The organism is Ilumatobacteraceae bacterium, from assembly GCA_033344875.1.
Taxonomy (GTDB): Bacteria; Actinomycetota; Acidimicrobiia; order Acidimicrobiales; family Ilumatobacteraceae; genus Ilumatobacter.
Genome location: JAWPMO010000001.1, coordinates 3,710,069 through 3,735,175 on the forward strand (window position 1 = coordinate 3,710,069; position 25,107 = coordinate 3,735,175).

A 25,107-nucleotide genomic window follows, 5' to 3' on the forward strand; every position below is an offset into this window, starting at 1 on the left:
GCTCCTGGCCGCTGTCCCGATCCCCGGCGGTGGCGGCTCCGGTCCCGACGAGGGCGCGGCCGTCGATCCGGTGATGACGTCGAACTCGACCGGCTCGGCCATGCGGCATCGAGGGGGAGATGCGCCTCGTCGACGGGCTCGTGACCTTCCTCGGTGGCTGAGGTCGCCGCCGAGGGTCTCAGACGTCCTGCGCCTGTTCGGTGAGCCACTGACGTTTGACCTCGCGCCAGGCCTCGTCCGTGTGGTCTCGCCGCCAGTACGGAGAGATCGATGCCGCCGATCGATCGACGCCGCGCTCCGCGATCAGGAAGCGTCGCACGGCGCGCACCTCCGCTGCTTCGCCGTGCACGAACACGTCGGCCCGTCCGGGATGCCACCCGAGGCGCGCGACCGCGTCCGCGAGCAGTTCCTCGGGCGCCGCCGACGTGCACCGGTGAAGCCAGCGTACGGAGGCACCGCCTGGCATCGCGATCTCGTGTTCGGGGCCGTCGACGACGACGATGACCTCGCATCGCCGGTCGTCGTCGAGCACCTCCATCGACGCGGCGATCGCCGGGAGGGCGCTCTCGTCCCCGACCATCAGGTGCCACGCGGCCGTCGGATCCGGCCGGTAGTCACCGCTCGGCCCGGCCATCTGGAGGCGGTCGCCGACGGTCGCCCGCTGTGCCCACCGGCCTGCGTACCCGGCGTCGCCGTGGGCGACGAAGTCGATCGTCAACCGGCGCGTGTCGGGATCCCATGCTCGGACCGTGTACCGCCGGTTGCGGGGCCGCATCGCCGGGTCGAGATCCCGAACCGCATCGGGGTCGAACGGCACCGAGTACGGCACTCCGTCCGGGACGAACGCGGCGTTCACGTACTGGTCGGTGGCATCGGTCCGTGTGAAGCCGGCGAGCCCCGCGCCGCCGAACACGATGCGGATCATGCTCGGTGTCAGTCGATCGACGGCCTCGACGGTGCCGTACTGGACGTGCTGCTGGTCGGTCGATGGCATGGGGCTCCTCGGGGTGCTGGTCGTGCGACAGGGGGCCGTCGCCGGTCGCCGGACCGCTGTCTCGACGGCCCGGCGCGATCACGGACTCGCAATCTGTTAGGCAAGCCTAATATGCTCTGGTCGCTATGCCTACTACGCTTGCCCCTCGGACCGTCACCGCGGCGCCGGACGAATCGCCCGGCACGGCGGCGAGGGTCGACGACGGCCGGTGCGGGTTCGGCCGACGACGTGCCGTCGACGTCGCCACCCTGGTCGCACTGCTGTCGGCCGTCGTCATCGCGTCGCTGGCGGTCGGCGCGAAGGCGGTCCCGGTCGGATCGGTGATCGAGGCGTTCACGTCGTACGACCCGACGAACACCGACCACCTGATCGTGCGCGAACTCCGATTGCCGCGCACGATCGTCGGGCTGCTGGTCGGCGCGGCGCTGGGCGTCGCCGGTGCGCTGATGCAGGCCGTCACCCGGAATCCGCTCGCCGACCCCGGCATCCTCGGCGTGAACGCCGGTGCCTCGTTCGCCGTGGTCGTCGGGATCTGGGCGTTCGGCGTCGGCTCGGTCCTCGGGCTCGTCTGGTTCGCGTTCGCCGGCGCCGCCATCACGTCCGTCGTGGTGTACCTCCTCGGCTCGGTGGGTCGTGGGGGAGCGACGCCGGTGCGACTCGCCCTCGCCGGAGCGGCGCTGAGCGCGCTGCTGTTCGCGTTGACCCGAGCGGTCACGCTGCTCGACACCAGCACGCTCGACCAGTTCCGGTTCTGGGCCGTCGGCTCGCTGTCGGGCCGCGACTCGGAGATCGTGTGGAACCTCGGCGGCTTCATCGTCACCGGCCTCGTCCTCGCCGTGGCCGTCGCACGCCCGCTCAACGTCCTCGCCCTCGGCGAGGACACGGCGGCTGCGCTCGGTACGAAGGTCGGTTGGACACGGGCCGTCAGTGGTCTGGCGATCATGCTGCTGTGCGGCGCCGCCGTCGCTGCGGTCGGCCCGGTCGGGTTCGTCGGTCTCGTGGTGCCGCATGCGGTCCGGCCCCGGTTCGGGCCCGACCAGCGGTGGTTGATCCCGGTCTGCGCGATCGCCGGGCCGGCCCTGCTGCTCGTCTGCGACACGCTCGGGCGTGTGGTCGCTCGTCCCGGGGAGATCCAGGTCGGGATCATGACCGCCGGCATCGGTGGTCCGGCCTTCGTGTTGCTCGTCCGCCGGATGCGGGTGATCCGGCTGTGACCGTGACCACCGTGACGCCGTCGGCCCGGGCGGCGATCGGGAGGACCGACCGCCACTGCCGGTCGCGCTGCCGGGTCGTCCGGACGCGATGGTGCTCGGTCCGGATCGACGTTCGCGCCGTGGCGATTTGCGCCGCGCTCGGAGCGGCGACCCTCGCGGTGACGTGCTGGTCGATCATGGTCGGCGACTTCCCGCTCTCGATCGGACAGGTGCTGGCAGCGCTGTTCGGCGACGGCGGTGAGGATGCCGAGTTCATCGTGCAGACGCTCCGCCTGCCGCGGGCGCTCACGGCGATGCTCGTCGGCGCCGCGCTCGGCATGTCGGGCGCCGTGTTCCAGTCCCTCGTCCGCAACCCACTCGGGTCGCCCGACATCGTCGGCTTCCAGCAGGGTGCGGCGTTCGGCGCCGTGTTCATGATCGTGGTCGCAGGCGGCTCGAGCCTCGAGATCGCCACCGGCGCCGTCGCCGGCGGTGTTGCCACCGCGCTGCTCGTCTACCTGCTGGCGTGGAAGCGCGGCCTGGCGGCATCGCGCCTGGTCCTCGTCGGGATCGGCATCGGCTTCGCGGCATCGGCCGCCGTCGACTACATGATCACGCGAGCGAACATCCACGACGTGCAGCGAGCCGCGGTCTGGCTCACCGGCTCGCTCAACGGCCGCAGTTGGTCGCACGTGCGCACCGTCGGCATCGCCTTGGCGCTGCTCGCTCCGCTCATCGTGCTCGGACAGCGATCGCTCGATCGACTCGAGCTCGGTGACGACGCCGCGGCGGCGCTCGGGATCAGGACCGGCCGCACCAAACTCGTCCTCGTCGTGTTGGCCGTCGGGCTCGCCGCACTGGCCGTCGCCGCCGCCGGGCCGATCACGTTCGTCGCCTTCGTGGCCGGTCCGGTCGCCCGTCGGCTCGTGAAGACCCCGGGCGCATGCGTCGTGCCGGCGGCGTTCGTCGGCGCCTTCGTCATGGTCGTGGCCGACCTCGCCGCCCGCCGGGTGCTGGCCCCGACCGAACTGCCCGTCGGCATCCTCACCGCAGTGGTCGGTGCGCCGTACCTCATCTGGCTGCTGACCCGACGAGCCCGGACGGGGACGTTGTGACACGGCGTCGGCCGACTTCGGCAATCTGGACGATCGTGCTGGTCGCAGCCGCGTGCGGTTCAAACGGTTCGGTCGCGACGCCGGACACTCCGGTCACCGTCGTCGCGCCGGACGCGACGGGTGCGACCACGACTGCACCGACCACGACCGGGCCGACCGCGACGGCGGCGACGTCCGCGACCACCGCTGCACGGGTGGTGTCCCCCAACGGTCACGCCGTGATCGACGACCGGGGAGCGGAGGTCCACGTCGCTTCGACCGAGCGGGTGATCCCGCTCGACGGCGACGTCGCCGAGATCGTGTACGCGCTCGGTCTGGGCGACCGCGTCGTCGCGACCGATCTCTCGGCGACCTATCCGCCGGCAGCGGACGCCCTCCCGCAGATCGGGTATCAGCGTGCGCTCGTCGCCGAGCCGATCCTCGCCTTCGAACCGACGCTGCTGATCGCGACCGACCTCGCCGGACCACCCGAGACGCTCGACGACCTCGAACGCGTGGGTGTGCCACTCGTCGTCGTGCCCGACGAGGCGACGCCGACCGGCGCCGCCGAGAAGATCCTCGCGGTCGCCGAAGCGCTCGGCGTTCCCGATCGCGGTCGAACCCTCGCCGAGCGGGTGCAAGGTGAGATCGACGCCGCCATCGACACCGTCGCCGACGCGCCGACCGGTCTGCGCGTCGCCACGCTGTACGTGCGGGGGAGCGGTACGCAGCTCGTCCTCGGTGAGGCCTACGCGAGTCACTGGTTGATCGAGGCCGCGGGAGCCATCGACGTCGCCGACGAACTCGGCGTCGTCGAGTCGGCGCCGATCACCGACGAGGCGATGCTCGTCGCCGCCCCCGACGTCCTGCTCGTCCCCGCCTCCGGCCTGGAATCGGTCGGCGGCGTGACCGGCCTGCTCGACGCGCTCCCCGCGTTGGCCAGGACCCCCGCCGGTGTGGCGGGAGCGGTGCTGTCGTACGACGACCAGCTGATGCTCGGCAACGGCCCGCGCGCCGGATCGTTCCTCGCCACGTTGATCGCCGACCTCCGCGACCGCGCGCCGACCGAATCGTGATGTCCATGCCGGCAACCCTCGACACTTCCAGGAGACGTACATGTCCGTGACCGATGCCCATGACGCCGGGGCGCCGCCCGTGGCGGGCGATCCCGCCAACTTCCCCTCGCACGCCGAACTCGTCCGCACACTCCTGGTCGCGGCCGGGTTCGGGTCGCTGACGACGATCACCGAGCGCGGCTATCCGTACGGCAGCCTCGCCGCGTTCTCGGTGCTGACCGACGGGTCGGCGCTCATGTGTCTGTCGGACATGGCCGAACACACACAGAACGCGCGCCGGGTCGAACGCGCCGGACTGTTCGTCGCGGCGCCTCGCTCGTCGGACGACACGCACGATCCGCTCGACGAACCGCGGGCGAGCATCGTCGGTGACCTGCGCCCGTTCGACGCCACGCCGTCCGACGTCGAACGACACCTCGCCCGCCACCCGCAGACGGCGAACTACATGGATTTCGCCGACTTCGGCTGGTGGCGACTCGAGATCGTGTCGGCCCGCTTCGTCGGGGGCTTCGGCTCGATGAGCTGGGTCGACGGCGCCACCATCGCCGCCGCTCCGGCCGACCCGGTGCTCCCCCGTGCGCGAGCCGCGATCGACCACATGAACGCCGACCACGCCGACGCATGCCTCGACATCGCCCGCCGGCTCGGCGGTCTCGACACGGCGACGTCCGCGACGGTGCACGCGATCGACCGCCACGGGATGACCCTGTACGTCGACACCGCCGCCGGGTTCCGCGTCGCCCGCCTCGGGTTCCCGGACGGTCCGCTCGACGATGCCGGTCAGGTGCGCGGCGCGGTCGTCGAACTCACCCGTCGCGCCCGCGACGTCGGCGAAGCGTGACCCGACTCGCAGCGAGCCAGGCGACGCTGGCCTACGACGGTCACGTCGTCGCCGACCGTCTCGACATCGAAATTCCCGACGGACGGATCACTGCGATCGTCGGACCGAACGCCTGCGGGAAGTCGACCCTGCTCCGGGCGCTGTCACGTCTGCTGCGGCCGAGCAGCGGCTCGATCTTCCTCGACGGTCGCGAGATCCACCGGCTCCCGACCAAGGAGGTCGCGCGACAGCTCGGCCTGCTGCCGCAGAGCCCGATCGCCCCCGACGGCATCACCGTGGGCGACCTGGTGGCGCGCGGGCGGACGCCGCACCAGTCGCTGCTGCAGCAGTGGTCGCACGCCGACGAGGCCGCCGTGCTGTCCGCACTCGAGGCCACCGGCACCGCAGCACTGGTCGATCGGGCGGTCGATGAGCTGTCGGGCGGACAGCGTCAACGGGTGTGGATCGCCATGGCGCTCGCCCAGGAGACCGAGTTGCTCCTCCTCGACGAGCCGACCACGTACCTCGACATCAGCCACCAGATCGACGTGCTCGATCTCGTCGCCGCGCTCCAGCGCGACGCGGGTCGAACGATCGTGGTCGTGCTGCACGACCTGAACCTCGCCTGTCGGTACGCGCACCACGTCGTGACGATGCGCGGTGGCGAGATCGTGGCGTCGGGCGCTCCGGGGGAGATCATCACCGCAGAGCGTGTCGAGCAGGTCTTCGGACTCCGATGCGTCGTGATCGACGATCCCGTCAGCCACACGCCGCTGGTCGTGCCGATCGGGACCACCAACTCGTCGACACCGGGCTGACCGCCTGGCCGCGACGCTGTGTCAGGTGTCGATGCCGCGCACGGCGTCGACCACGAGTTGCACGTACAGGTCGCCGAGCGCGTCGCGTTCGGCGGTGTCGCTGGTCGGGCGGACCTGCCACATCAACGGATCGAGTCCGCCCCACAACACACGGATCGCGAGGTGCGCCCGCTCGGCGGGCAGGCCGTAGTCGCGCGCGGCCAGGTCGGCGAAGAAGCCGATCGTGCGGTCCTGACGTTCCCGGCGTTCCCGGCGTCCGATCGGTCCGGCCGGGGTCCCGCTCAACGGGTTGAACACGCGGCCCCACACGTCGGTCGCGTCGAGGAGGCCGCGCACCAGTGCCCGCAGTTTCGATTCGAACCCGCCGTCGGCGCCGCGCACGAGTTCGATCAGGTGGTCGTCGAGCCGCTGCGCCTCGCGCCGGTACAGGGCGATCGCCAGGTCGTCCCGGTTGTCGAAGTGCTTGTAGACGAGCGCCCGGGTCACCTCGGCCCGCTCAGCGACCGAACCGATCGAGATCGCCTGCTCGCCGTCCGCTCGGAGGATGTCGAGGGCGACGTCGAGGATCGCGGTCCGCCGGGCTGCTGCCGACAACCGCTCGCCGTGGCGTGCTCGATCCTGGGAGGTGGTGGCGATCCGACGAACCTACATCGGGTGGCGTGCCCGGGCTTGGTGTGGTCCGCGAGCGGGCGCGTAGCCTGCGCGCATGTCCGACCGCGACGAGTTGTACGCACGCTTCGACGTCGACGACCCGGCGTTCATCGCCGATCCGTACCCGACGCTCAACGCGATCCGGGAGGCCACGCCGATCTACCGCGACGAGGCGGCCGGCCACTGGGTCGTCACCCGGTTCGCCGACGTGCACTCGACGCTGCGCGACCGGCGACTCGGCCGCGACTACTCGCACCGGTTCACGCCGGCCGAGATCGGACAGCCCGATCCCGACCCGCGCTGGTCCGACTTCCACCGGCACGAGGCCTGGTCGCTGCTGGCGCTCGAGCCGCCCGACCACACCCGCCTCCGACGGCTGATCTCGAAGGTCTTCACGCCCTCGTCGATCGCCCGGCTCCAACCGCTGATCGAGTCGACGTCCGACACCCTGCTCGATCGGTGCGCCGAACTCGGTGAGTTCGACCTGCTGGCCGACTACGCCCAGCCGTATTCCGTCGCCGTGATCTGCTCGATGCTGGGTGTCCCGATCGAGGACACGCAGCGGCTCCTCGACTGGTCGCACGCGATCGTCAAGATGTACGAGTTGCGCGCCTCCGACGAGGTCAAGCGGTCGGCCGACGAAGCGGCCGGCGAGTACATCGCCTACACCCGCGATCTGATCGCGGCCAAGCGGCGGCACCCCGACGATCGGCTGCTGTCGCAACTGGTCCAGGTCGAGGATGCCGGCGACGTGCTGACCGAGGACGAGATCGTCTCGACCGCGATGGTGCTCGTCGAGGCCGGCCACGAGGCGACGGTCAACACATTGGGCAACGGGTTCCGGGCGCTGATGCACCACCGCGACCAGCGGTGGCGACTCGTCGGTGGCGAGGTCGCCCCGTCGACCGCGGTCGAGGAGCTGTTGCGGTTCGACGCCCCGCTCCAGATGTTCGAACGGTGGGTGCTCGAACCAGGCGTCGAGATCGCCGGACAACCGGTCGAGGTCGGCGACGTCGTCGCGATGCGGTTCGGTTCGGCGCAGCGCGACCCGCGACGGTTCGACCGTCCCGACGAGTTCGACGTCGGGCGCGGCGACGCCGGCCACATCGGGTTCGGCGGCGGTCTCCACTTCTGCATCGGGGCTCCGCTGGCCCGAGCCGAGCTCACGCGATCCGTCGCCGGCCTCGTCGACCGGTTCCCCGATCTCGAGCTGCTCGAAGAACCGTCGTATCACCCGACCTTCGTCATCCGCGGGCTGACGGCGCTGCGGCTCGCCGCCCGGCGCTGACCGGCACGACCGGAGTGTCCGGCTCCCGTGCTGGTACGGTGCGGGCTCTTGGGTGAGTCGTCTCGCTTGGGTTCGAGGCCGTCTCCCACGTCGCCGACCAAGCCGTCTCGCTCGACCAATTCAGAGAGCGAGGAATCATGGCGAAGGCCAAGAAGAAGGTCACCAGGTGGTCGGACGGTTCGATCGACCCCGAGGACCTGGCTCCGAGTGAGCGCATCGCGCACGAACTCGTGAGCGAGTTCGCCGACCTCGCGCCCTCCGTCGAGAAGATCATGGAAGCCGAGATCAGCGACGACGGTCGGATCGAGGCGCTCGAACTGTTCCGTACCTCGCTCGACTCGATCGGCGATCCGAATCGCAACCCGCGCACCGCGATCGAGGCCGCCGGCGGCACACCCCCGCCATACCGCACCGAATAACGTCACCCGGTCGGGCGATCGAAACCCCACGGCTGCGGGGTGATGCCCCGGAATAGCGTTGTCATCGGGTCGGATCTGCAAAGCCCGCCTCAAGATTCGGGTGGGCCCCTCAAGTCGGGTTGCCGCCGCCCGATGACGAACCATGAAGTTGGTTCGAAGGGCGTCGCTGGTGTTCAGCCTGGTGCTGATCGTCGCGATCGTGGTCGGCTACGCCGTCCGGACGTCCGAGCTCGCGCGTGACCGCGATGCGAGCCTGGCCTCGTCCGCCGAACTCGGCAGCGCACGACTGTCGGCGCTCGTCGACGCAGCGTCGGTCGCCTCCCGTTCCGCGGGTGGCGCCGATCCGGCCAACACGGTCGAGATCGCCGAAGCGCTGGCCGCTGTCCACCCCGGCCTCGGGGTCTGCGTGATCACGGCCGGTGGATCCACGTGCGCCGGCGACGGACCGATGCCCGCCGCCGACATCGTCGACGCCGAGCAGGAACGACGCTCCGACCTCGCCGGCCCGGCCGAGGCTGCAACCGGGGTGTCGGTGTACGACTCGCTGATGACGATCGAAGCGACCGGCCCCCACGTCACGGTGTTCGCCGCCGCACCCATCGGGATCGGCATCGTCGACGGCCGCACCGCGCACACGGTGCAGGCCACGACGCTCCTGCCGGCCGATGTCCCGGTGGGCGGGTTCTCCGACGCCCAGGGGCGGCGACAGACGACGGCCGCGGTCGAGGGTGTGCCGAACGTCTACGTGAGCGCGATGGTTCCCGCCGAGGTCAGCCTGCCCGGCGACGAATTCCGCTTCTACCTCATCATCTTCTCGCTCGCCGTCGTGCTCTTGCTGCTCGCCGGCGTGACGCTCGTGGTCGAGCAACGCAACCTGCACGAGCGGGCCAGCTTCGACTCGCTCACCAAGTTGCCGAACCGCGGCGAGTTCGAACGTCGGGCGGCCGAGATCCTCGCCACCGCAGACCGGTCCGAGACCGGTGTGTGTCTCCTGCTGTTCGACCTCAACGGGTTCAAGCAGATCAACGACACCCACGGACACATCGCCGGCGACGAAGTGCTGAAGGTCGTCGGATCCCGCCTCCGCAAGGCGGTCCGCGACCACGACGTGGTCGCTCGATGGGGCGGCGACGAGTTCGTCGTCGTGATGCCCGGCATCGCGACGCCAGAGATGGGCAGCCGTCGTGCGCTCCAACTCGCCGAACAGGTGGGCGGTCGCACCCGTCTCGACGGCATCGAGGCAGCGCTCAGGGTCAAGGTCAGCGTCGGTGTGGCGATCTGGCCCGAGCACGGCGAACAGCTCGACGACCTCGTCGTCGCCGCCGACCAGGCGATGTACGAGGCCAAGCGCGAGGGCGTGACGTGCAAGGTGGCGGCCCCGAAGCCGCCTCAGCCGAGCCTGGTCCATACGCACGCCTGACCGTCGGCTGTCTACGCTGCGAGGCGTGGCCACCGTCGAACACGCGCTCACCTCCAAGCTCGCCGGTTTCGGGACGACGATCTTCGCCCAGATGTCGGCGCTCGCGGCGTCGACCGGCGCGATCAACCTCGGCCAGGGATTCCCCGACACCGACGGCCCGATCGAGGTGCTCGACGCCGCGGTCGAGGCGATCCGGTCGGGCGTCAATCAGTATCCGCCCGGCCCGGGCATGCCCGACCTGCGTGCGGCGATCGCCGAACACCAGCTCAGGTTCTACGGGCTGACCTTCGACCCCGACACCGAGGTGCTCGTCACCGCCGGAGCGACCGAGGCGCTCGCCGGGGCCCTCCTCGGCATGCTCGATGCCGGCGACGAGGTGGTGCTGTTCGAACCCATGTACGACAGCTACCAGGCGTGCATCGCGATGGCCGGTGGTGTGATCAAGCCCGTCGTCCTGGAGCCCGGTGACGACGGCCGGTACGGCTTCGACCGCGAACGGTTCCTGGCCGCGTGCACATCGTCGACGAAGCTGATCCTGCTCAACACCCCGCACAACCCGACCGGCAAGGTGTTCACCCGCGACGAACTGGAGTTCATCGCCGGTGTGGCCCAGGAGCGTGACATCCTGGTCGTGACCGACGAGGTGTACGAACACCTGGTCTTCAGCGGCTCCGAACACGTGCCGATGGCCACGCTGCCGGGCATGGCCGAGCGCACGATCTCGATCTCGTCCGGCGGCAAGACGTTCAACACCACGGGGTGGAAGATCGGTTGGATGTGTGGCCCGGCACCGATGATCGACGCGGCGAAGACCGCCAAGCAGTTCCTGACCTACGTCAACGGTGCACCGTTCCAGCCGGCGATCGCAACGGGTCTGCGGCTGCCCGACACGTTCTTCCAGGCGCTCGCCGCCGACCTCGAGGCCAAGCGCGATCGTCTGGTGCCGGGGCTCGAGGCCGCCGGGCTGATCGCCTACCGGCCGGAGGCGACCTATTTCACCACCGTCGACATCCGTCCCGTGCGCCCCGACGGTGACGGGGTCGCGTTCTGCCTCGGCCTGCCCGAGTCGATCGGTGTCGTCGCCGTGCCCAACCAGGTCTTCTACGCCAACCCCGAACACGGCCGTCACCTGGTGCGGTTCGCCTGCTGCAAGCGGCTCGACGTCCTCGACGCCGCCGTCGAGCGTTTGGCCGGCCTCGCCGACCAGGGCTGACGCCGGAGCCCGGCGGGACCGGATCAGCGGCCGGAGAGCGCCTGGACGCAGGCGTCGAGCAACATGCTGAGATACCCGTAGAGGTGGTATTCGGGTGAGTCTTCGAGGTCCTGGTCGACCTCGTCGCGATCGGGGTCGTCGGAGACGTCGAGGATCACGCCGAGCACCAGTCGGATCGAGTTGATCGACTGCATCACGGCGATGAGCCGGCCCTCGTCGATCGGCGCATCGCCACCGACCGCCTCGTCGATGATGTCGAACGCGGCGAGTTTCGACTGGACGAGTTCGTCGCGCATCAGCCGCTGGTACTCGGCCTCCATCTCGTCGTCGTCCGGATAGGCGACCGGGAAGAGTCGGACGATCAGTGCCTGCGCCTCGGTGTCGGGGTCGTCGTCGGTGAGCACCGCGCGCAGCTGCCCGACGAGCCGTCGGATCAGCGCCGCCTCCTCGTCGTGGAGGTCGATGACGAAACCCGAACCGGACCGCCGGACGGGGCGGCGGAAGATGCCCATCACGGTCGGCGTCGACGGTCAGGCATCGGGTCCGTCCTTCTCCATCGTCGCCCACAGGCCGTGCTCGTGCAGCCGGAACACGTGCATCTCCGCCTGCTCGCGGCTGCCGTTGGCGACGACGGCGCGACCCTTGTGGTGCACGTCGAGCATCAGCTCGGTCGCCTTCTCCGTCGAGTACCCGAACAGTTTCTGGAGCACGAAGGTGACGTAGCTCATCAGGTTGACCGGATCGTTCCAGACCAGCACGATCCACGGGTGGTCGGGCGCGAGGTGCTCGTCGAGGTCAGGTTCTTGGACCTGGGTCGGTTCGAGCGTGGTGGGCACGACTCCATTGTGCCGGAACCATCGGTCAACGGGTCGCGCCGGCACGTTGGCCGGTTCGTCGGCGGGGCCGTACGATGGCGGCACCATGGCAGTCGGCAGCCGACCACTCGTTCCATCCCGGTTGGCGCCGGGCAGCGTCGCTCACGGGACGCGCCGTCCCGCGACGTCCACGGTGGGGTCGTACATCGCGCTGACCAAACCGCGCATCATCGAGTTGCTGCTGATCACCACCGTGCCGACGATGGTCGTCGCCGAGCGCGGCTGGCCGTCCACCTGGCTGGTGCTGATCACCCTGGTCGGCGGCACGCTCGCCGCCGGTGGGGCGAACGCCATCAACATGTTCGTCGACCGCGACATCGACAAGCTGATGGAGCGGACCAAGAACCGGCCGCTCGTCACCGGCGTCATCGAACCGCGCAACGCGCTCGTGTTCGCCGTCGCGCTCGAGGTCGTCGCGTTCGCGGTCCTGTGGGCCGGCGCGAACCTGCTGTCGGCGGTGCTCGCACTCGCCGCCACCGCGTTCTACGTCGGTATCTACACGCTGTGGCTCAAGCGCACGAGCCGCCAGAACATCGTCATCGGCGGCGCGGCCGGCGCGGTCCCCGTGCTCGTCGGGTGGGCCGCGGTCCAGAACGATCTCTCGTGGACCCCGGTGGTGCTCTTCGGTGCCATGTTCTTCTGGACGCCGCCCCACTTCTGGGCGCTCGCCATCAAGTACGCCGACGACTACCGCGCCGCCAACGTCCCGATGCTGCCGGCCGTCGTCCCGTTCGAGCACGCGGTCCGCCAGATGGTCGGCCACACCTTGGCGATGGTCGCCTGCACGTTGATCCTGATCCCGGTCGCCGACCTCGGTTGGCTCTATTCGATCTCCGCGGTGGTGCTCGGGGCGATCTTCATCGCCGCCACCCTCTGGCTCGGTCGGCATCCGACGGCGACCGCCTCGATGCGGGTGTTCGGGTACTCGATCACGTACGTGACGGTCCTGTTCGGAGCGATGACACTCGACATCCTGCTGTGATCGACCCGCGGCTCGCTGCGTTGCTCGACCGGCACGGGTTGACCCCCGACCGTGTGGCCGAACTGTTCGGCATCGCCGCCGAGCGGATGCGGACCGAGGTCGCGGCCGTCGTCGTCGAGTCCGAACAGGGCGCGGCGGTCCCCGTCGTGTCGTTCGCCGACATCGCCGCCGGAACGGTCGACGACTCGACGGTCGACGCCGTCCGACGACGTGGGTGCACGGTCGTGCGGGGCACCTTCGACCGATCCCTCGCCGAGCAGTGGGACGACGACGTGGCCCGCTACCTCGAACAGAACCGCTTCGAACACGAGTACCTCGCCCGCTACCCCGATGGCGGCGGCCGCCGGATCTGGGGCGTCTACTGGTCGCCGTCACAGGTCGCCGCCCGACAGCACGAGCACATGGAGGCGACGCGATCGTTCCTGAACTCGTTGTGGCGGCACGAGTCCGACGGCCGGTCGTGGTTCGACCCCGACGACGACATCGGCTACCCCGACCGGTTGCGTCGGAGGGCACCCGGCGTCGAAGCGAGCGGACTGCCGCCGCACTCCGATGCGGCGTCGTGCCGTGGCTGGCGGATCGCGGAGAACGAACACGTCTTCCGCGAGGTGCTCGCCGGACGTTTCGACGCGTACGACCCGTGGGACGCGGCGTACCGCACCACGGCCGACCCCGACCGTGATGCGCCGTCGTCGGTGTTCCGGACATTCCAGGGTTGGACCGCGCTGTCGGAGATGCGCCCCGACGACGGCGTGCTGCACCTGCTGCCGATCCCGCGGGCGGCGGCGTACATGTTGCTGCGGGGGATCGCCGGCGAGCTGGGCCTCCTGGGGGCCGAGCCCGAGCCCGCGCCGAACCGGTTCGGTGCCGACGAGCTGCTCCTCCCGGCGCTCGTGCCGATCCCGGCCGTCGAGCCCGGCGACACCGTCTGGTGGCACAGCGACGTGATCCACTCGGTCGCCGACGCATCCAACGACACGCGCTGGGGCAACGTCATGTACATCGCCGCCACGCCCAGCTGCGAGCGCAACGACGCCTACCGCGCCTCGATGTTCGAACGGTTCGAAGCCGGGCTCAGCCCCCGCGACTTCCCCGACGAGCACTTCGAAGCCGGGTTCACGGGCCGGCCGACCGTCGACGATCTCGATGCCGTCGGTCGTCGCCATTTCGGTCTGCCCGCCCTCGTGGACGACTGACGTCGACGTCCTGCCGGGAGCGCGACCGCCGCGATCCGATCCGGACGACCCGGCAATGTGCATGTTTCGACGGAATGGGGTATGCCTGTGTCATGACGTCGAGCACGTCCCGTGCCGCACTCGGCGTCGACAGACTCGAACGGAGGACACGACATGGAGGCGACATCGCCACCAGAACCCGTCCGACCGACGGAACGCGGTCGGTCGGGCGACGCCGACTGGCTCGCAGGAACCGGCGACGGCACCGACCCCGACCGTCACGTCCACATGGTCGTGCTCGGTCCGCCCGGCGCGGGGAGTTCGACGGTCGGGCGGATGGTGGCGCACGAGCTCCATCGCCCCTACGTCGACCACGACTCGGTCGCCGGCCTCGACCGCGACCCCGGCGGTGGCGACGGGTCCGGCGTTGATGACGACGGCACCCACGACATCGAGGTGCTGCGGCGCGTCCTCGCGACCCACGGCTCGGTGGTCTACGGCGCCGGTGGACGTGTCGCCGAGCAGGTTCGCCCCGACGACGTCGCCGGCGCGTACCTGGTCTGGCTCGACGCGAGCCCCGAGGTCGTCGTCGATCGGCTCGGTGACCGGGAACACCCCGTACTCGGCCCCGATCCGCTGAGCGCGCTCCGTGATTACGTGGCGCGTGTCGATCCGACAATACGAGAGCGCGCCGACCTGACCGTCTCGGTCGACGACGTCGAGCCCGCCGTGGCGACGGAGCGGATCCGGCAGGCGTGGCGTCGGCATGTCGACGAGATCGAGTCGGCCTCGTGACCGACGCCGAACGTCGGTGGGGGACCGAGACCCAGCACGCGATCGAGAACTTCCGCATCTCCGACCGCACGATGCACCCGTCGCTGATCCGCTGGCTCGCACTGATCAAGTCGGCCGCAGCGACCGTCAACGCCGACCTGGGGCTGCTCGACCGGGACATCGCCGACGCGATCGTCGTTGCCGCCGACCGGATCGTCGACGGCGAGTACCCCGACCAGTTTCCGGTCGACGTGTACCAGACCGGGTCGGGCACGTCGACGAACATGAACGTCAACGAGGTGGTCGCCGCGCTCACCGACCACCTCGCCCACCCGAACGACCACGTCAACATGGGGCAGAGCTCGAACGACGTGATGCCGACCGCGATGCGGCTGGCGGCGTGCGAGATGATCGAACTCCGTCTCGTTCCCGCGACCGACGCCCTGGTCGAGGCGCTGCGGGCCCGAGCCGCCGAATTCGCCGACGTGGTGAAACCGGGCCGGACCCACCTGATGGATGCGGTGCCGGTGCTGCTCGGCGACGAGTTCGCGTCGTGGGCGGTCCAGATCGAGGAGGCGTCCGAGGTGATCCGGTCGTCGCTCGTCCAGCTCGCCCGGGTCCCGCTCGGCGGCACCGCGGTCGGCAACGGACTCGGCTGTCACCCCGACTTCCCCGCACGCGTACTCGACCTGGTCGCCGATCGGGCCGGACTCACGATCCGTCCGAGCTCGCCACCCGACCGGATCGCCCGTCAGGGCGGCCACGACGCCGTCGTCGCCGTCTCCGGCGGGCTCAACGTGCTCGCGACCGCGCTCACGAAGGTCTGCAACGACCTGCGGTGGATGTCGAGCGGGCCCAACACCGGGCTGGCCGAGATCGCGATCCCGGCGCTCCAGAAGGGCTCGTCGATCATGCCGGGGAAGGTGAATCCGGTCATCCCCGAAGCGGTGCTCCAGGTCTGCGCTCGGGTCATCGGCAACCACACGACGATCACGGTGGCCGGGATGCAGGGGAACTTCGAGCTCAACGTGATGATCCCCGTCGTCGCCGACGCCGTGCTCGAATCGATCGGGATCATGACCAACGGGTGCCGAACGCTGGTCGAGCGCTGCATCGCCGATGTGACCGCCGACGTCGAGCACGCCAGGGCGCTGGCCGCGCGCAGCCTCCCGCTCGCGACCGCGCTCAACCAGGACCTGGGCTACGAGCGGGTGGAGGAGATCGTGAACGACGCTCGACAGACCGGTCGCAGCGTGCGCGACGCCGCCCTCGCGCTGGGCGTCGACCCCTCCCTGGTCGATCGGCGCCTCGACCTCGACCGGATCGCGCGCGGGGCCGCGGACCCCGATCGCGCCTGATCGGCGGTCCTGCGGCGACGGTCGTCGGGCGGCTGCGCTGCCCGGATCACCTCGATACGCTGGGGTGTCGACCCGATCCGACCGACCGTCGAGCAGGAGACGAGGTCCGGCCAACCAGCCCGTCGACGTGGTGTGCCGCCCGAACACGAACCCGCGGCAGCCCGCCGAATTTCCTGTTCGGCGTGGCCCGGCCAGTAGAGTTCGCTCGGTAGTGTCGAGGCAGCTCTCCGGACCCTCGGACCCATGTACCAGGCCAGCGAAGTTCAAGGAACTCACAACGTCCCATGACGACGATCGATACACGTGCAGACACGGCGGCGGGCGGCGACGGCTCGTCGGCCCTCGTGTCGTTCTTCGCCGGCGCGGCGAACTGGGTCGTGACCACCGACCACAAACGGATCGGGCGCATGTACCTCGGCGCCGGCATGCTGGCGCTCGCCGCCGCATCGGTGCTGGGCCTCGTGCTCGGCCTCGAACGGGCCGACGAGTCGAGCGCACTGCTCGACGGCGACGCCCTGCTCCAGGTCTTCCAGGCCTATCGAGTCGGGCTGGTCTTCGGCGCCGTGATCCCGCTGGCGCTCGGTCTGGCGATCGCGATCGCCCCGCTGCAGCTCGGCGCCCGCTCGATCGCGTTTCCCCGGGTCGCGCTGACCGGTTTCTACGCATGGCTCGGCGGTCTGGCCCTCACGATGTCGGCCCTCGGTGCCAATGGCGGCATCGGCGGCGGTGACGCCGACGCCGTCGACCTGTTCCTCGCCGGCCACGGTCTGATGATCGTCGGACTGCTCGCCTCCGCCGGCTGCGTCGCCACGTCCGTGCTGACCACCCGGGCCCCCGGCATGACCATGCGCCGCGTCCCACTGTTCGCCTGGTCGTCACTGGTCGGTGCGCTGGGCATGTTGCTCGCGCTGCCGGTCGTCTTCGGTGCGATCGTCTATCTGTTTCTCGATCACCGCTACGCACAGCTCAACTTCGGTGGTTCCGAAGGCATCGCCGCCTGGATCGGCTGGGCGTTCTCGGTGCCGGCCGTCGTCGTGTTCGCCCTGCCGGCGATCGGGTTCGCCGCCGAGACGATCCCGGTCACGTTCAAGGCCCGCCCGGCCGTGCGCGGCGTCGCATTCGCCGGGATCGCTCTCGTCGCGGTCACGGCACTCGCCGCCGTCACCCAGCAGTTCGTCCACGCGGTCACGTTCGACACCTCCGGTCAGGAGTTCCTCGAGGGCGCCGTGCCGATGCTGGTCTTCACCGGTTTGCCGCTGCTCGGGCTCCTCATCGTGATGGCCCTCGGCGCGTTGACCGCCAAGAACGGCCTCGCCGACGGTCGGCCTCGCGTCTCCGCACCGTTCGTGTTCGGGTTCCTCGGGCTCGGCATGATCACCGTCGGCCTCGTCGGCAACCTGCTCCAGAGCATCACCGACCTCGAACTCCTCGGCACCACCTTCGAAGAGGGCGCCACGCTCTACGTCGTCGACGGCACGGCACTGGCCGTCATGGGCGGCGTCGTGTTCTGGGCGCCGAAGCTGTGGGGGCGGGTGCTGCCCGACAAGAAGGTGTTGCCGCTCGCACTGCTGGGCGTGCTCGGCACGATCCTCGCATCCCTGCCGCTGTACATCGCCGGGTTCCTCGACCAGGCCGGCGGCATCCCCGCCAACGACGCCGACGTCGCGACGTTCCTGTCGATCGGCGACGTCGAGGGCGAGGCGCTCTGGACGATCCTCTCGCTGGCCGGTCACGGCCTCGTCGCTCTGACGGTCGTCGCGTTCGTCGGCCTGATGCTCGCGACCTTCACCGGTGACGGCGACGCCGCCGACGACAATCCGTACGGCGGCCACACGATCGAGTGGAGCACGCCCTCGCCGGCTCCCGCCCACAACTACGAGCACGTCGCCACGGTGGCGTCCCCGACGCCCCAGTTCGACCTGACCCACGAAGGGAGCCAGTCGTGAGCACTGCGACCGGCCAGCTGGCACTGCCCCCCGCAGCCCCGGCGGCGCCCCGACGTCAACTGTTCATCGGCACCGCCGTCGCCTGTGTCGCGGCGACGATGCTCATCGGCGGCATGCTCGCGATCTGGGTGCTGCTGCGCGAACGGGTCGTCGACGGCGGCGGCCGTTTCCCGGTCGACCACATCATCCCCGAGGTCGCCAGCAACGTGATGCTGATGACCGTCTGGGCGCTCTGTCTCTTCGCCCAGTGGGCCGTGTACTCCGGTACCCGCGGCGACCGGGCCCACACGGCCCTCGCGCTCGGCGTGACCGGGCTCCTCGCGATCGCCTTCATCAACGCCCAGGCGTTCGTCTACGTCGACATGGGCGTCGAGATCAACGAGACCTATTACGGGGCGCTGTTCTACGCCATCACCGGTGTCATGCTGGCGCTGGTCGTGGCCGGCCTCGTCTACTCGACCGTCGCCGCCTTCCGGGCGCTCGGTGGTCGACTGGCCGAAACCGAGATCCTCTCGGCGCACGCCCTCTACTGGTACTTCATTGCCATCGCGTACAGCGCGGTCTGGTTCTTCGTCTACGTCACCAAGTGAGTCAGCACCCACGATGTTCACCACCGGTTCCAAACTCCTGATCGGCTCCGCCGCCGCCTCCGCCGTCTTCGCGGTGGTGTACGGCATCGCCCAAGGCGGTGCGCTCGGCACCATCGGCCTGATCTCCGCTGCCGTCGCGCTCGCCGGCCTCGCCGGGCTCAACACGTTCGTCAGCGACTCCAACGTCTCGGCGATGGACCACGATGCGTTCGCCACCTCGGCCGCCGCACAGGCGACCGCTCGGCCCAGCCTCTGGCCGCTGCTGGTCGCCCTGGGTGCGACCACCGTCACCCTCGGTCTCGTCACCTCCCGGGCGTTCTTCATCGTCGGTTTCATCGCGATCATCGCCGGCGCCATCGAGTGGCTGTTGCAGGGCTGGAGCGAGCGGGCCTCGTCCGACCAGGGGTACAACGCCGACGTGCGCAACCTGATGGCCGACCCCATGGAGCTGCCGGTCGCCGGAGCCATCGGCGCCGCGGTCGTGGTGTACTCGTTCAGCCGCATCATGCTCGGCCTGCCGTCCAAGTCGGCGACGGTCATCGCGTTCTCGGTCGCGGCAGCGGTCGTGCTGGCGGTCGGCACGTTCGTCGGCCTCAAGCGTGGCGCCTCCAAGACCTCGCTGACGGGGGCCTTCTCGATCGCCGCCGTCGCCCTGATCGGTGCCGGCACGTTCGCCGGCCTCAACGGCGAACGCGACATCCATCCGCACCATTCCACGGCGTACATCGCCGAAGAAGACGAATGCGGCACCGAGGAGACCGAAGCCGACGAGCGAGCCAGCCAGACCGTGGCCGCCAAGTCCAACCTCGCCGCCGAGCTCACGTTCGACGGTTCGACGCTCACCGCCGAGGCGACGGGTTTCGACGGCAGCTTCGACTCGCTGACGCTGCCCCGTTCGAACCCGAGCAACATCATCTTCCGCAACGAATCCGACCACCACGCCCGTCTGGTGATCGAGATGCACCCGGCGATCGTCGACGGCGAACCCGCCGGGCCCGAGCGAATCTGCACGGCGCTGGTCGACGAGGGTGGTGCGCAGTTGCTCACCATCGTGTTCGATCGGCCGAGCATCGCGCTCGAAGACGGCTACGAGTTCACCGTGGCCGGTAGCGAAGCCATCCTCGAAGTGGTCGTGCCGTGAGCCGTCCGGCTACCCTGACCGAGAAAGTACGGACAAGCCCCCTCATGACCGAATCTCGCTCCACCGCCCGTCGTACCGGTCTCGCCGTCGCTGCACTCGGCGCCGCCATGGTGCTGTCGTCGTGCGCCGCCGACGCCCCGCAAGACACGTGGGCACCCGAGGGCCAGTACGCCCAGGAGATCCACGACCTGCAGTGGTGGGTGTTCGCGATCGCCGGCGTCGTCGGCGTGATCGTGTTCGCCGTCATCATCTTCGTGGTGATCAAGTTCCGTGACCGTGGTCAGCCGATCCCCGAGCAGTCGCACGGCAACGCGCTGATCGAGTACGCGTTCATCGCCCTGCCGGCGGTGCTGCTCGCCGTGATCGCGATCCCCACCGTCGGTCTGGTCATCGACCTCAACGACACCGACGACGCCGAGTGTGTCGTCAACGTCACCGGTCAGCAGTGGTGGTGGGAGTACGACTACCCGATCGACGCCAACGGTGACATCTGCGGCTTCACGCCCACCGGCGATGCTGCCCCGATCGTCACCAGCGGCCAGATGATCATCCCGACGCAGGCCAAGGTCGTCATCCGCGGCACCAGCCGTGACGTCATCCACTCGTTCTGGGTGCCGAAGCTCAACGGCAAGCGCGACATGGTCCCCGGACGCGTGCACACCTGGAACTTCCAGGCCGAACGGCCGGGCATCTTCGCCGGTCAGTGCGCCGAGTTCTGCGGCCTCTCGCACGCCAACATGCGGATGGAGATCGTGGCGCTCGACGACGACGATTTCCAGGCGTGGATCGACAACCAGCTCGAGCCGTACCAGGCGCCCGAAGCCGACACGCTCGCCGCCGCCGGCGAAGCGACGTTCATCGCCCAGTGCGCCCGCTGTCACCAGATCGACGGCCTCACCGACGCCGACGGCGAATTGATCGTGGCGCAGCCCGAGAACTTCGTCTGGAGCGGAGCGGCGCCGAACCTCACCAACCTCATGACCCGCAACACGTTCGCCGGCGCCACCTGGGATCTCCTGACCCCGTCGTGCCGCGACGACGTGTGGGAGGCCGATCCCGACGAGTTCGGAGCCAAGTACCTCGAGGGCGTCACCGAGGAATGTCTCAACGAGATCGACCTGAAGGAGTGGTTGCGCGACGCCCCGGCCAAGAAGCCGATGTACGCCGACCCCGAGCTGCTGGAGGAGACCGACGACAAGGTCCGCGGCATGCCGAACCTCAACCTGTCCGAAGACCAGATCAACGAACTGGTCGCCTACCTCCTCGAGCGGAAGTGATCTGAGATGGCTCTGATCGAACGTCCGGCACCCGACACGCTGACACCCGCCGTCGCGACCCCCGAGTCGACCTACGGTGCGTTCCGCCGTCCCGTCCACTCCACCGGTTGGAAGTCGTGGCTCTTCACGATCGACCACAAGAAGCTCGGCATCATGTACGGCGTCTCGGCGCTGTTCTTCTTCCTGGTCGGTGGCCTCGAGGCCCTGCTCATCCGTGCGCAGCTGGCCGGCCCCGAGGGCACGATCCTCTCGGCCGACAAGTACAACCAGATGTTCACGATGCACGCCACCACCATGGTGTTCCTGTTCGTGATGCCGATGGCGGCCGCCTTCGCGAACTACTTCGTGCCGCTCCAGATCGGCGCCCGTGACGTTGCGTTCCCACGCATCAACGCGTTCGGCTTCTGGTGCTTCATCTTCGGTGCGATCTTCATCAACACGTCGTGGCTCCTCGGTGGCGCCGCCGACGGTGGGTGGTTCATGTACGCACCGAACTCCTCGGTGCCCTTCTCACCGACCAACGGCATCGACTTCTGGGGCCTCGGCCTCCAGATCACCGGTATCGCCTCGCTGACCGGTGCGATCAACCTGATCGTCACCGTGATCAACATGCGGGCACCCGGCATGAGCCTGATGAAGATGCCGATCTTCACCTGGATGATCTTGGTCACCCAGTTCCTGCTGCTCTTCGCGATCCCGGTCATCACCGTCGCCCTGTTCCTGCTGATGTTCCAGAGGTCGTTCGACGCCACCTTCTTCTCGGTCGAGGCGGGTGCCGACCCACTCCTGTGGCAGCACCTGTTCTGGATCTTCGGACACCCCGAGGTGTACATCCTGATCCTGCCCAGCTTCGGCATCGTGTCCGAGGTGCTCCCGGTCTTCTCGAAGAAGCCGTTGTTCGGCTACCCGCTCGTCGTGTTCTCCGGTGCGGCGATCGGCTTCGTCGGCTGGGGCGTGTGGGCACACCACATGTTCGCTTCCGGTCTCGGACCGATCTCGGTCGCCGTGTTCTCGGTGTCGACGATGGCGATCGCGATCCCTACCGGCGTCAAGATCGTCAACTGGACCATGACGCTGTGGGGCGGCAAACTCCGATTCACGACGGCGATGCTCTTCGCGATCGGCCTGATCGTGCAGTTCACGGTCGGCGGTCTGTCCGGTGTGACCCACGCCGTCGCACCGTCCGACACGCAGCAGACCGACACGTACTACATCGTCGCCCACTTCCATTACGTGCTGTTCGGTGGCGCGATCCTCGGTATCTTCGCCGGGCTCTACTACTGGTGGCCGAAGATGTTCGGCAAGCTCCTCGACGAGAAGTGGGGCAAGTGGAACTTCTGGATGATGATCGTCGGCATGAACCTCACGTTCGGCCCGATGCACATCATCGGCCTGCAGGGTCAGCCCCGGCGCATGTACGTCTGGACCGAGGCCCGCGCCGGATCCGGCTTCTTCGATCTGGGCTTCTGGAACCTGATCTCGTCGATCGGGTCGTTCGTCCTCGGCATCGGCGTGCTGCTCTTCTTCGTCAACGTGTTCCTCTCGCACCGTCGTCACGGCCCGGCGCCGCTCGACCCGTGGGATGCCCGTGCGCTCGAGTGGCTCACCACGAACCCGCCGAAGGAGCACAACTTCGATCGCGTGCCGACCGTCGGTCATCTCGACGACTTCTTCCACCGCAAGTACGAAGATCGCGGCGAGGACGGTCACCACGACTTCCACCAGGTGGCCACGGCCGAGGAACTGATGGCGGTCGAAGAGGCCAACGCCGATCCCGACATCCACCTGCCGTCGCCGTCGTACTGGCCGATCGTGCTCGCCTTCGGCCTGCCGGTGATGGCCTACGGCGTGATCTACAACTTCCTGCTGATCCCGGCCGGCGCAGTCATCGTGCTGTTGGCGATGTTCGGCTGGAGCCTCGAGCCGCACACGGCGACCGAGGCCGACTACGACCCGCCGACCCCCGAGGGTGGCGCCGAACTGGAGGTCGCCGATCATGGCTGACGCCGCTGTCACCGACACCGCGCCCGAGGCGCACGACGCCCACGGTCACGACGGCCACGGTGCCCACGTCACGTCGACCGGGCTGTCCAACAACAAGCTCGCGATGTGGATCTTCCTGGGGTCCGAGTGCCTGCTCTTCGGCGGCCTCATCTCCACCTACATGCTGTATCGCGGCCGCCACAGTGAGAACCTCGGCCCCGACCAGGTGTGGGACATCCCGTTCACGTCGGCGTCGAGTTTCGTCCTGCTGATGTCGTCGCTCACGATGGTGCTGGCCGTCACGGCTGCGCAGCGCAAGGACGACCGCAACACCCGTTTGTGGCTCACCGTGACGGCGCTGCTCGGTTCGCTCTTCGTCGCCGGCCAGGTCTACGAGTTCACGACGTTCTACCGCGAGGGCCTCGGCTTCACGACGAGCCTGTTCTCGTCGAGCTTCTACACGCTCACCGGCTTCCACGGCGTGCACGTGTCGGTCGGCGTCATCATGCTGCTCGCCACGGTCGGCATGATTCTGAAGAACCGCATTCCGGGCGACAAGGCCGAGGTGGTCGAGTTGGTCGGCCTGTACTGGCACTTCGTCGACATCGTGTGGATCCTGATCTTCACCCTCGTCTACCTGATCCCTGCCTGATCGAGAGCGATATGTCTGACATCACCGAAACGACCGAACTCGGCGACGGCTACGACCAGCCGAACGAAGCGGTGGCCGAATCCGTCGAGCACGGAGAACACACCGTCGACGCCACGCCCGACGACCACCCCGGCGAACACTGGTCGGACCTCAAGTTCGTCTACCTGGCGCTCGGTCTCGCGGTCATCACCGCCGTCGAGGTGGCGCTGAGCTACATGGTCGACGACCTCGGGCCGGTGTTCCTGCCTGCGTTGCTGATCCTCATGCTGGTCAAGTTCTTCGCGGTCGTGATGTACTTCATGCACCTCAAGTTCGACAATCGGCTGTTCAGCCTGATGTTCTACCTCGGGCTGGGTCTGGCGGTTACCGTGTACGTGATCGCCCTGTTGACCTTCCAGTTCTTCAACTCCTGAGAGAGGGGCGCCGACATGGCGCGCACCAACGTGATCGCGGCCGATCTGACGGTCGATCCACTGGCATTCCAGTGGCACCCGGAGGTCTGGCTGCTCGTCGCCTTCCTGACCGCGGCCTACGTGTACATGGTGCGCGTGATCGGCCCGCGGGCGGTCCCCGCCGGTCGTCCGGTCGTGTCGCGCATGAACATGGTCGCCTTCCCGTTGGCGATGCTGACGCTGTGGATCGCGTCCGACTGGCCGCTGCACGACATCAGCGAGGAGTACCTCTACTCCGCCCACATGATCCAGCACATGATGCTGAGCTACTTCCTGCCGCCGCTCGCCCTGATGGCGACGCCGACGTGGCTCGCACGGATCCTGCTCGGCGAGGGCGCGATCCGACGGTCGGTGCAGTTCTTGTCCAAGCCCGTCATCGCCGGGGTGCTCTTCAACGCGATGGTGATGATCCTCCACATCCCGCTGCTGGTCAACGCGTCGCTCGACAACGGAGCGCTGCACTACGCACTCCACGTGCTCGTCGTCGCGACATCGCTTCTAATGTGGATGCCGGTGTGCGGACCCGTCCCCGAGTTCCGGATGGGCATCCCCGGTGCGATGGTCTACCTGTTCCTGCAATCGGTCGTGCCGACGGTGCCGGCCGCGTGGCTGACCTTCGCCGAGGGGGTCGTCTACGACGCGTACGACCAGCCGCTGCGATTGTGGGGCATCAGCGCAGTGAGCGACCAGCAGCTCGCCGGTGCCGTCATGAAGGTCGCAGGAGGATTCTTCCTGTGGTCGATCGTGATCTACCTGTTCTTCAAGAAGTTCGCGGTCCGCGACGACGAGGCGTACAACTTCAGTCGCCGCGGCACCATCCCGTCGGCCGAGATCGTCGGCAACGACGACACGCCGCTCACCACCGCCGACGTCGAGCGTGAGTTCGCGGCGACGACACCGCCCGACGCCTGACCTC

At 68.9% G+C, this 25,107-nt stretch carries 25 protein-coding genes; 21 read left to right on the forward strand and 4 right to left on the reverse strand.

Going from position 1 to position 25,107, the window contains the following annotated elements:
• Window positions 1–178: 178 nt before the first annotated feature.
• Entirely contained in the window at window positions 179–994 is an 816-nt protein-coding gene (locus tag R8G01_17520; GenBank protein MDW3215800.1) for a siderophore-interacting protein, read from the reverse strand.
• Between the two features lie 125 nt (window positions 995–1,119).
• Here R8G01_17520 and R8G01_17525 point away from each other — a divergent pair, with 125 nt between their 5' ends.
• From R8G01_17525 to R8G01_17545, 5 genes are all read left to right on the forward strand, one after another.
• The gene (locus tag R8G01_17525) at window positions 1,120–2,208 is read left to right on the forward strand and encodes an iron chelate uptake ABC transporter family permease subunit (GenBank protein MDW3215801.1); all 1,089 of its coding nucleotides are present in this window, start codon (window positions 1,120–1,122) and stop codon (window positions 2,206–2,208) included.
• 119 nt (window positions 2,209–2,327) lie between these two features.
• The gene (locus R8G01_17530; protein ID MDW3215802.1) at window positions 2,328–3,302 is read left to right on the forward strand and encodes an iron chelate uptake ABC transporter family permease subunit; all 975 of its coding nucleotides are present in this window, start codon (window positions 2,328–2,330) and stop codon (window positions 3,300–3,302) included.
• A 35-nt stretch (window positions 3,303–3,337) separates the two neighbouring features.
• On the forward strand, window positions 3,338–4,357 hold the full coding sequence (locus R8G01_17535) for an ABC transporter substrate-binding protein (GenBank protein ID MDW3215803.1): 1,020 nt from the start codon (window positions 3,338–3,340) through the stop codon (window positions 4,355–4,357).
• 40 nt (window positions 4,358–4,397) lie between these two features.
• Entirely contained in the window at window positions 4,398–5,198 is an 801-nt protein-coding gene (locus tag R8G01_17540; protein ID MDW3215804.1) for a DUF2470 domain-containing protein, read from the forward strand.
• Window positions 5,195–5,995, forward strand: a complete 801-nt coding sequence (locus R8G01_17545; GenBank protein ID MDW3215805.1) for an ABC transporter ATP-binding protein — start codon at window positions 5,195–5,197, stop codon at window positions 5,993–5,995. Before R8G01_17540 ends, R8G01_17545 begins: the two co-directional genes overlap by 4 nt.
• A gap of 21 nt (window positions 5,996–6,016) precedes the next feature.
• Here the strand turns inward: R8G01_17545 and R8G01_17550 are convergent, their stop codons facing one another.
• Entirely contained in the window at window positions 6,017–6,589 is a 573-nt protein-coding gene (locus R8G01_17550; GenBank protein MDW3215806.1) for a TetR/AcrR family transcriptional regulator, read from the reverse strand.
• A gap of 112 nt (window positions 6,590–6,701) precedes the next feature.
• Here R8G01_17550 and R8G01_17555 point away from each other — a divergent pair, with 112 nt between their 5' ends.
• The 4 genes from R8G01_17555 (at window position 6,702) to R8G01_17570 (ending at window position 10,986) form a co-directional block, all read left to right on the forward strand.
• Complete coding sequence (locus R8G01_17555; GenBank protein ID MDW3215807.1) at window positions 6,702–7,934, forward strand: cytochrome P450; 1,233 nt, start codon at window positions 6,702–6,704, stop codon at window positions 7,932–7,934.
• A gap of 137 nt (window positions 7,935–8,071) precedes the next feature.
• Window positions 8,072–8,353 carry a hypothetical protein gene (locus R8G01_17560; GenBank protein ID MDW3215808.1) on the forward strand — a complete coding sequence of 94 codons (282 nt, stop codon included), beginning with the start codon at window positions 8,072–8,074 and terminating at the stop codon, window positions 8,351–8,353.
• A gap of 142 nt (window positions 8,354–8,495) precedes the next feature.
• On the forward strand, window positions 8,496–9,773 hold the full coding sequence (locus tag R8G01_17565; protein MDW3215809.1) for a GGDEF domain-containing protein: 1,278 nt from the start codon (window positions 8,496–8,498) through the stop codon (window positions 9,771–9,773).
• Between the two features lie 25 nt (window positions 9,774–9,798).
• Window positions 9,799–10,986: a pyridoxal phosphate-dependent aminotransferase gene (locus R8G01_17570; protein ID MDW3215810.1), complete on the forward strand. Its 1,188-nt coding sequence runs from the start codon at window positions 9,799–9,801 to the stop codon at window positions 10,984–10,986.
• Window positions 10,987–11,009: 23 nt separating this feature from the next.
• Here the strand turns inward: R8G01_17570 and R8G01_17575 are convergent, their stop codons facing one another.
• Together R8G01_17575 and clpS are read right to left on the reverse strand one after the other, a co-directional pair.
• The gene (locus tag R8G01_17575) at window positions 11,010–11,498 is read right to left on the reverse strand and encodes a DUF2017 family protein (GenBank protein ID MDW3215811.1); all 489 of its coding nucleotides are present in this window, start codon (window positions 11,496–11,498) and stop codon (window positions 11,010–11,012) included.
• A gap of 18 nt (window positions 11,499–11,516) precedes the next feature.
• The gene (clpS, locus tag R8G01_17580; GenBank protein ID MDW3215812.1) at window positions 11,517–11,822 is read right to left on the reverse strand and encodes an ATP-dependent Clp protease adapter ClpS; all 306 of its coding nucleotides are present in this window, start codon (window positions 11,820–11,822) and stop codon (window positions 11,517–11,519) included.
• Between the two features lie 85 nt (window positions 11,823–11,907).
• Here clpS and R8G01_17585 point away from each other — a divergent pair, with 85 nt between their 5' ends.
• The 12 genes from R8G01_17585 (at window position 11,908) to R8G01_17640 (ending at window position 25,103) form a co-directional block, all read left to right on the forward strand.
• Window positions 11,908–12,843 (forward strand): heme o synthase, encoded by a 936-nt coding sequence (locus R8G01_17585; GenBank protein MDW3215813.1) that lies wholly within the window; start codon window positions 11,908–11,910, stop codon window positions 12,841–12,843.
• A complete protein-coding gene (locus R8G01_17590; GenBank protein ID MDW3215814.1) occupies window positions 12,840–14,039 on the forward strand; it encodes a DUF1479 family protein in 1,200 nt (399 codons plus the stop codon). Before R8G01_17585 ends, R8G01_17590 begins: the two co-directional genes overlap by 4 nt.
• 153 nt (window positions 14,040–14,192) lie before the next feature.
• On the forward strand, window positions 14,193–14,813 hold the full coding sequence (locus R8G01_17595) for a shikimate kinase (GenBank protein MDW3215815.1): 621 nt from the start codon (window positions 14,193–14,195) through the stop codon (window positions 14,811–14,813).
• A complete protein-coding gene (locus tag R8G01_17600; GenBank protein ID MDW3215816.1) occupies window positions 14,810–16,150 on the forward strand; it encodes a class II fumarate hydratase in 1,341 nt (446 codons plus the stop codon). The genes R8G01_17595 and R8G01_17600 overlap by 4 nt, the downstream gene beginning before the upstream one ends.
• A gap of 284 nt (window positions 16,151–16,434) precedes the next feature.
• Window positions 16,435–18,096, forward strand: coding sequence for a cbb3-type cytochrome c oxidase subunit I (locus tag R8G01_17605; protein ID MDW3215817.1), 1,662 nt, complete (start codon window positions 16,435–16,437; stop codon window positions 18,094–18,096).
• Window positions 18,093–18,686, forward strand: a complete 594-nt coding sequence (locus tag R8G01_17610) for a cytochrome c oxidase subunit 3 (protein ID MDW3215818.1) — start codon at window positions 18,093–18,095, stop codon at window positions 18,684–18,686. The genes R8G01_17605 and R8G01_17610 overlap by 4 nt, the downstream gene beginning before the upstream one ends.
• A 13-nt stretch (window positions 18,687–18,699) precedes the next feature.
• Window positions 18,700–19,827, forward strand: coding sequence for a hypothetical protein (locus R8G01_17615; protein MDW3215819.1), 1,128 nt, complete (start codon window positions 18,700–18,702; stop codon window positions 19,825–19,827).
• 44 nt (window positions 19,828–19,871) lie between these two features.
• The gene (gene coxB, locus R8G01_17620; protein MDW3215820.1) at window positions 19,872–21,104 is read left to right on the forward strand and encodes a cytochrome c oxidase subunit II; all 1,233 of its coding nucleotides are present in this window, start codon (window positions 19,872–19,874) and stop codon (window positions 21,102–21,104) included.
• A 6-nt stretch (window positions 21,105–21,110) separates the two neighbouring features.
• On the forward strand, window positions 21,111–23,108 hold the full coding sequence (ctaD, locus tag R8G01_17625; protein ID MDW3215821.1) for a cytochrome c oxidase subunit I: 1,998 nt from the start codon (window positions 21,111–21,113) through the stop codon (window positions 23,106–23,108).
• Window positions 23,101–23,739, forward strand: a complete 639-nt coding sequence (locus tag R8G01_17630; GenBank protein MDW3215822.1) for a cytochrome c oxidase subunit 3 — start codon at window positions 23,101–23,103, stop codon at window positions 23,737–23,739. The genes ctaD and R8G01_17630 overlap by 8 nt, the downstream gene beginning before the upstream one ends.
• A gap of 11 nt (window positions 23,740–23,750) precedes the next feature.
• Complete coding sequence (locus R8G01_17635; GenBank protein MDW3215823.1) at window positions 23,751–24,152, forward strand: cytochrome C oxidase subunit IV family protein; 402 nt, start codon at window positions 23,751–23,753, stop codon at window positions 24,150–24,152.
• Window positions 24,153–24,167: 15 nt separating this feature from the next.
• Window positions 24,168–25,103: a cytochrome c oxidase assembly protein gene (locus R8G01_17640; GenBank protein MDW3215824.1), complete on the forward strand. Its 936-nt coding sequence runs from the start codon at window positions 24,168–24,170 to the stop codon at window positions 25,101–25,103.
• The last annotated feature ends 4 nt before the right edge of the window (window positions 25,104–25,107 follow it).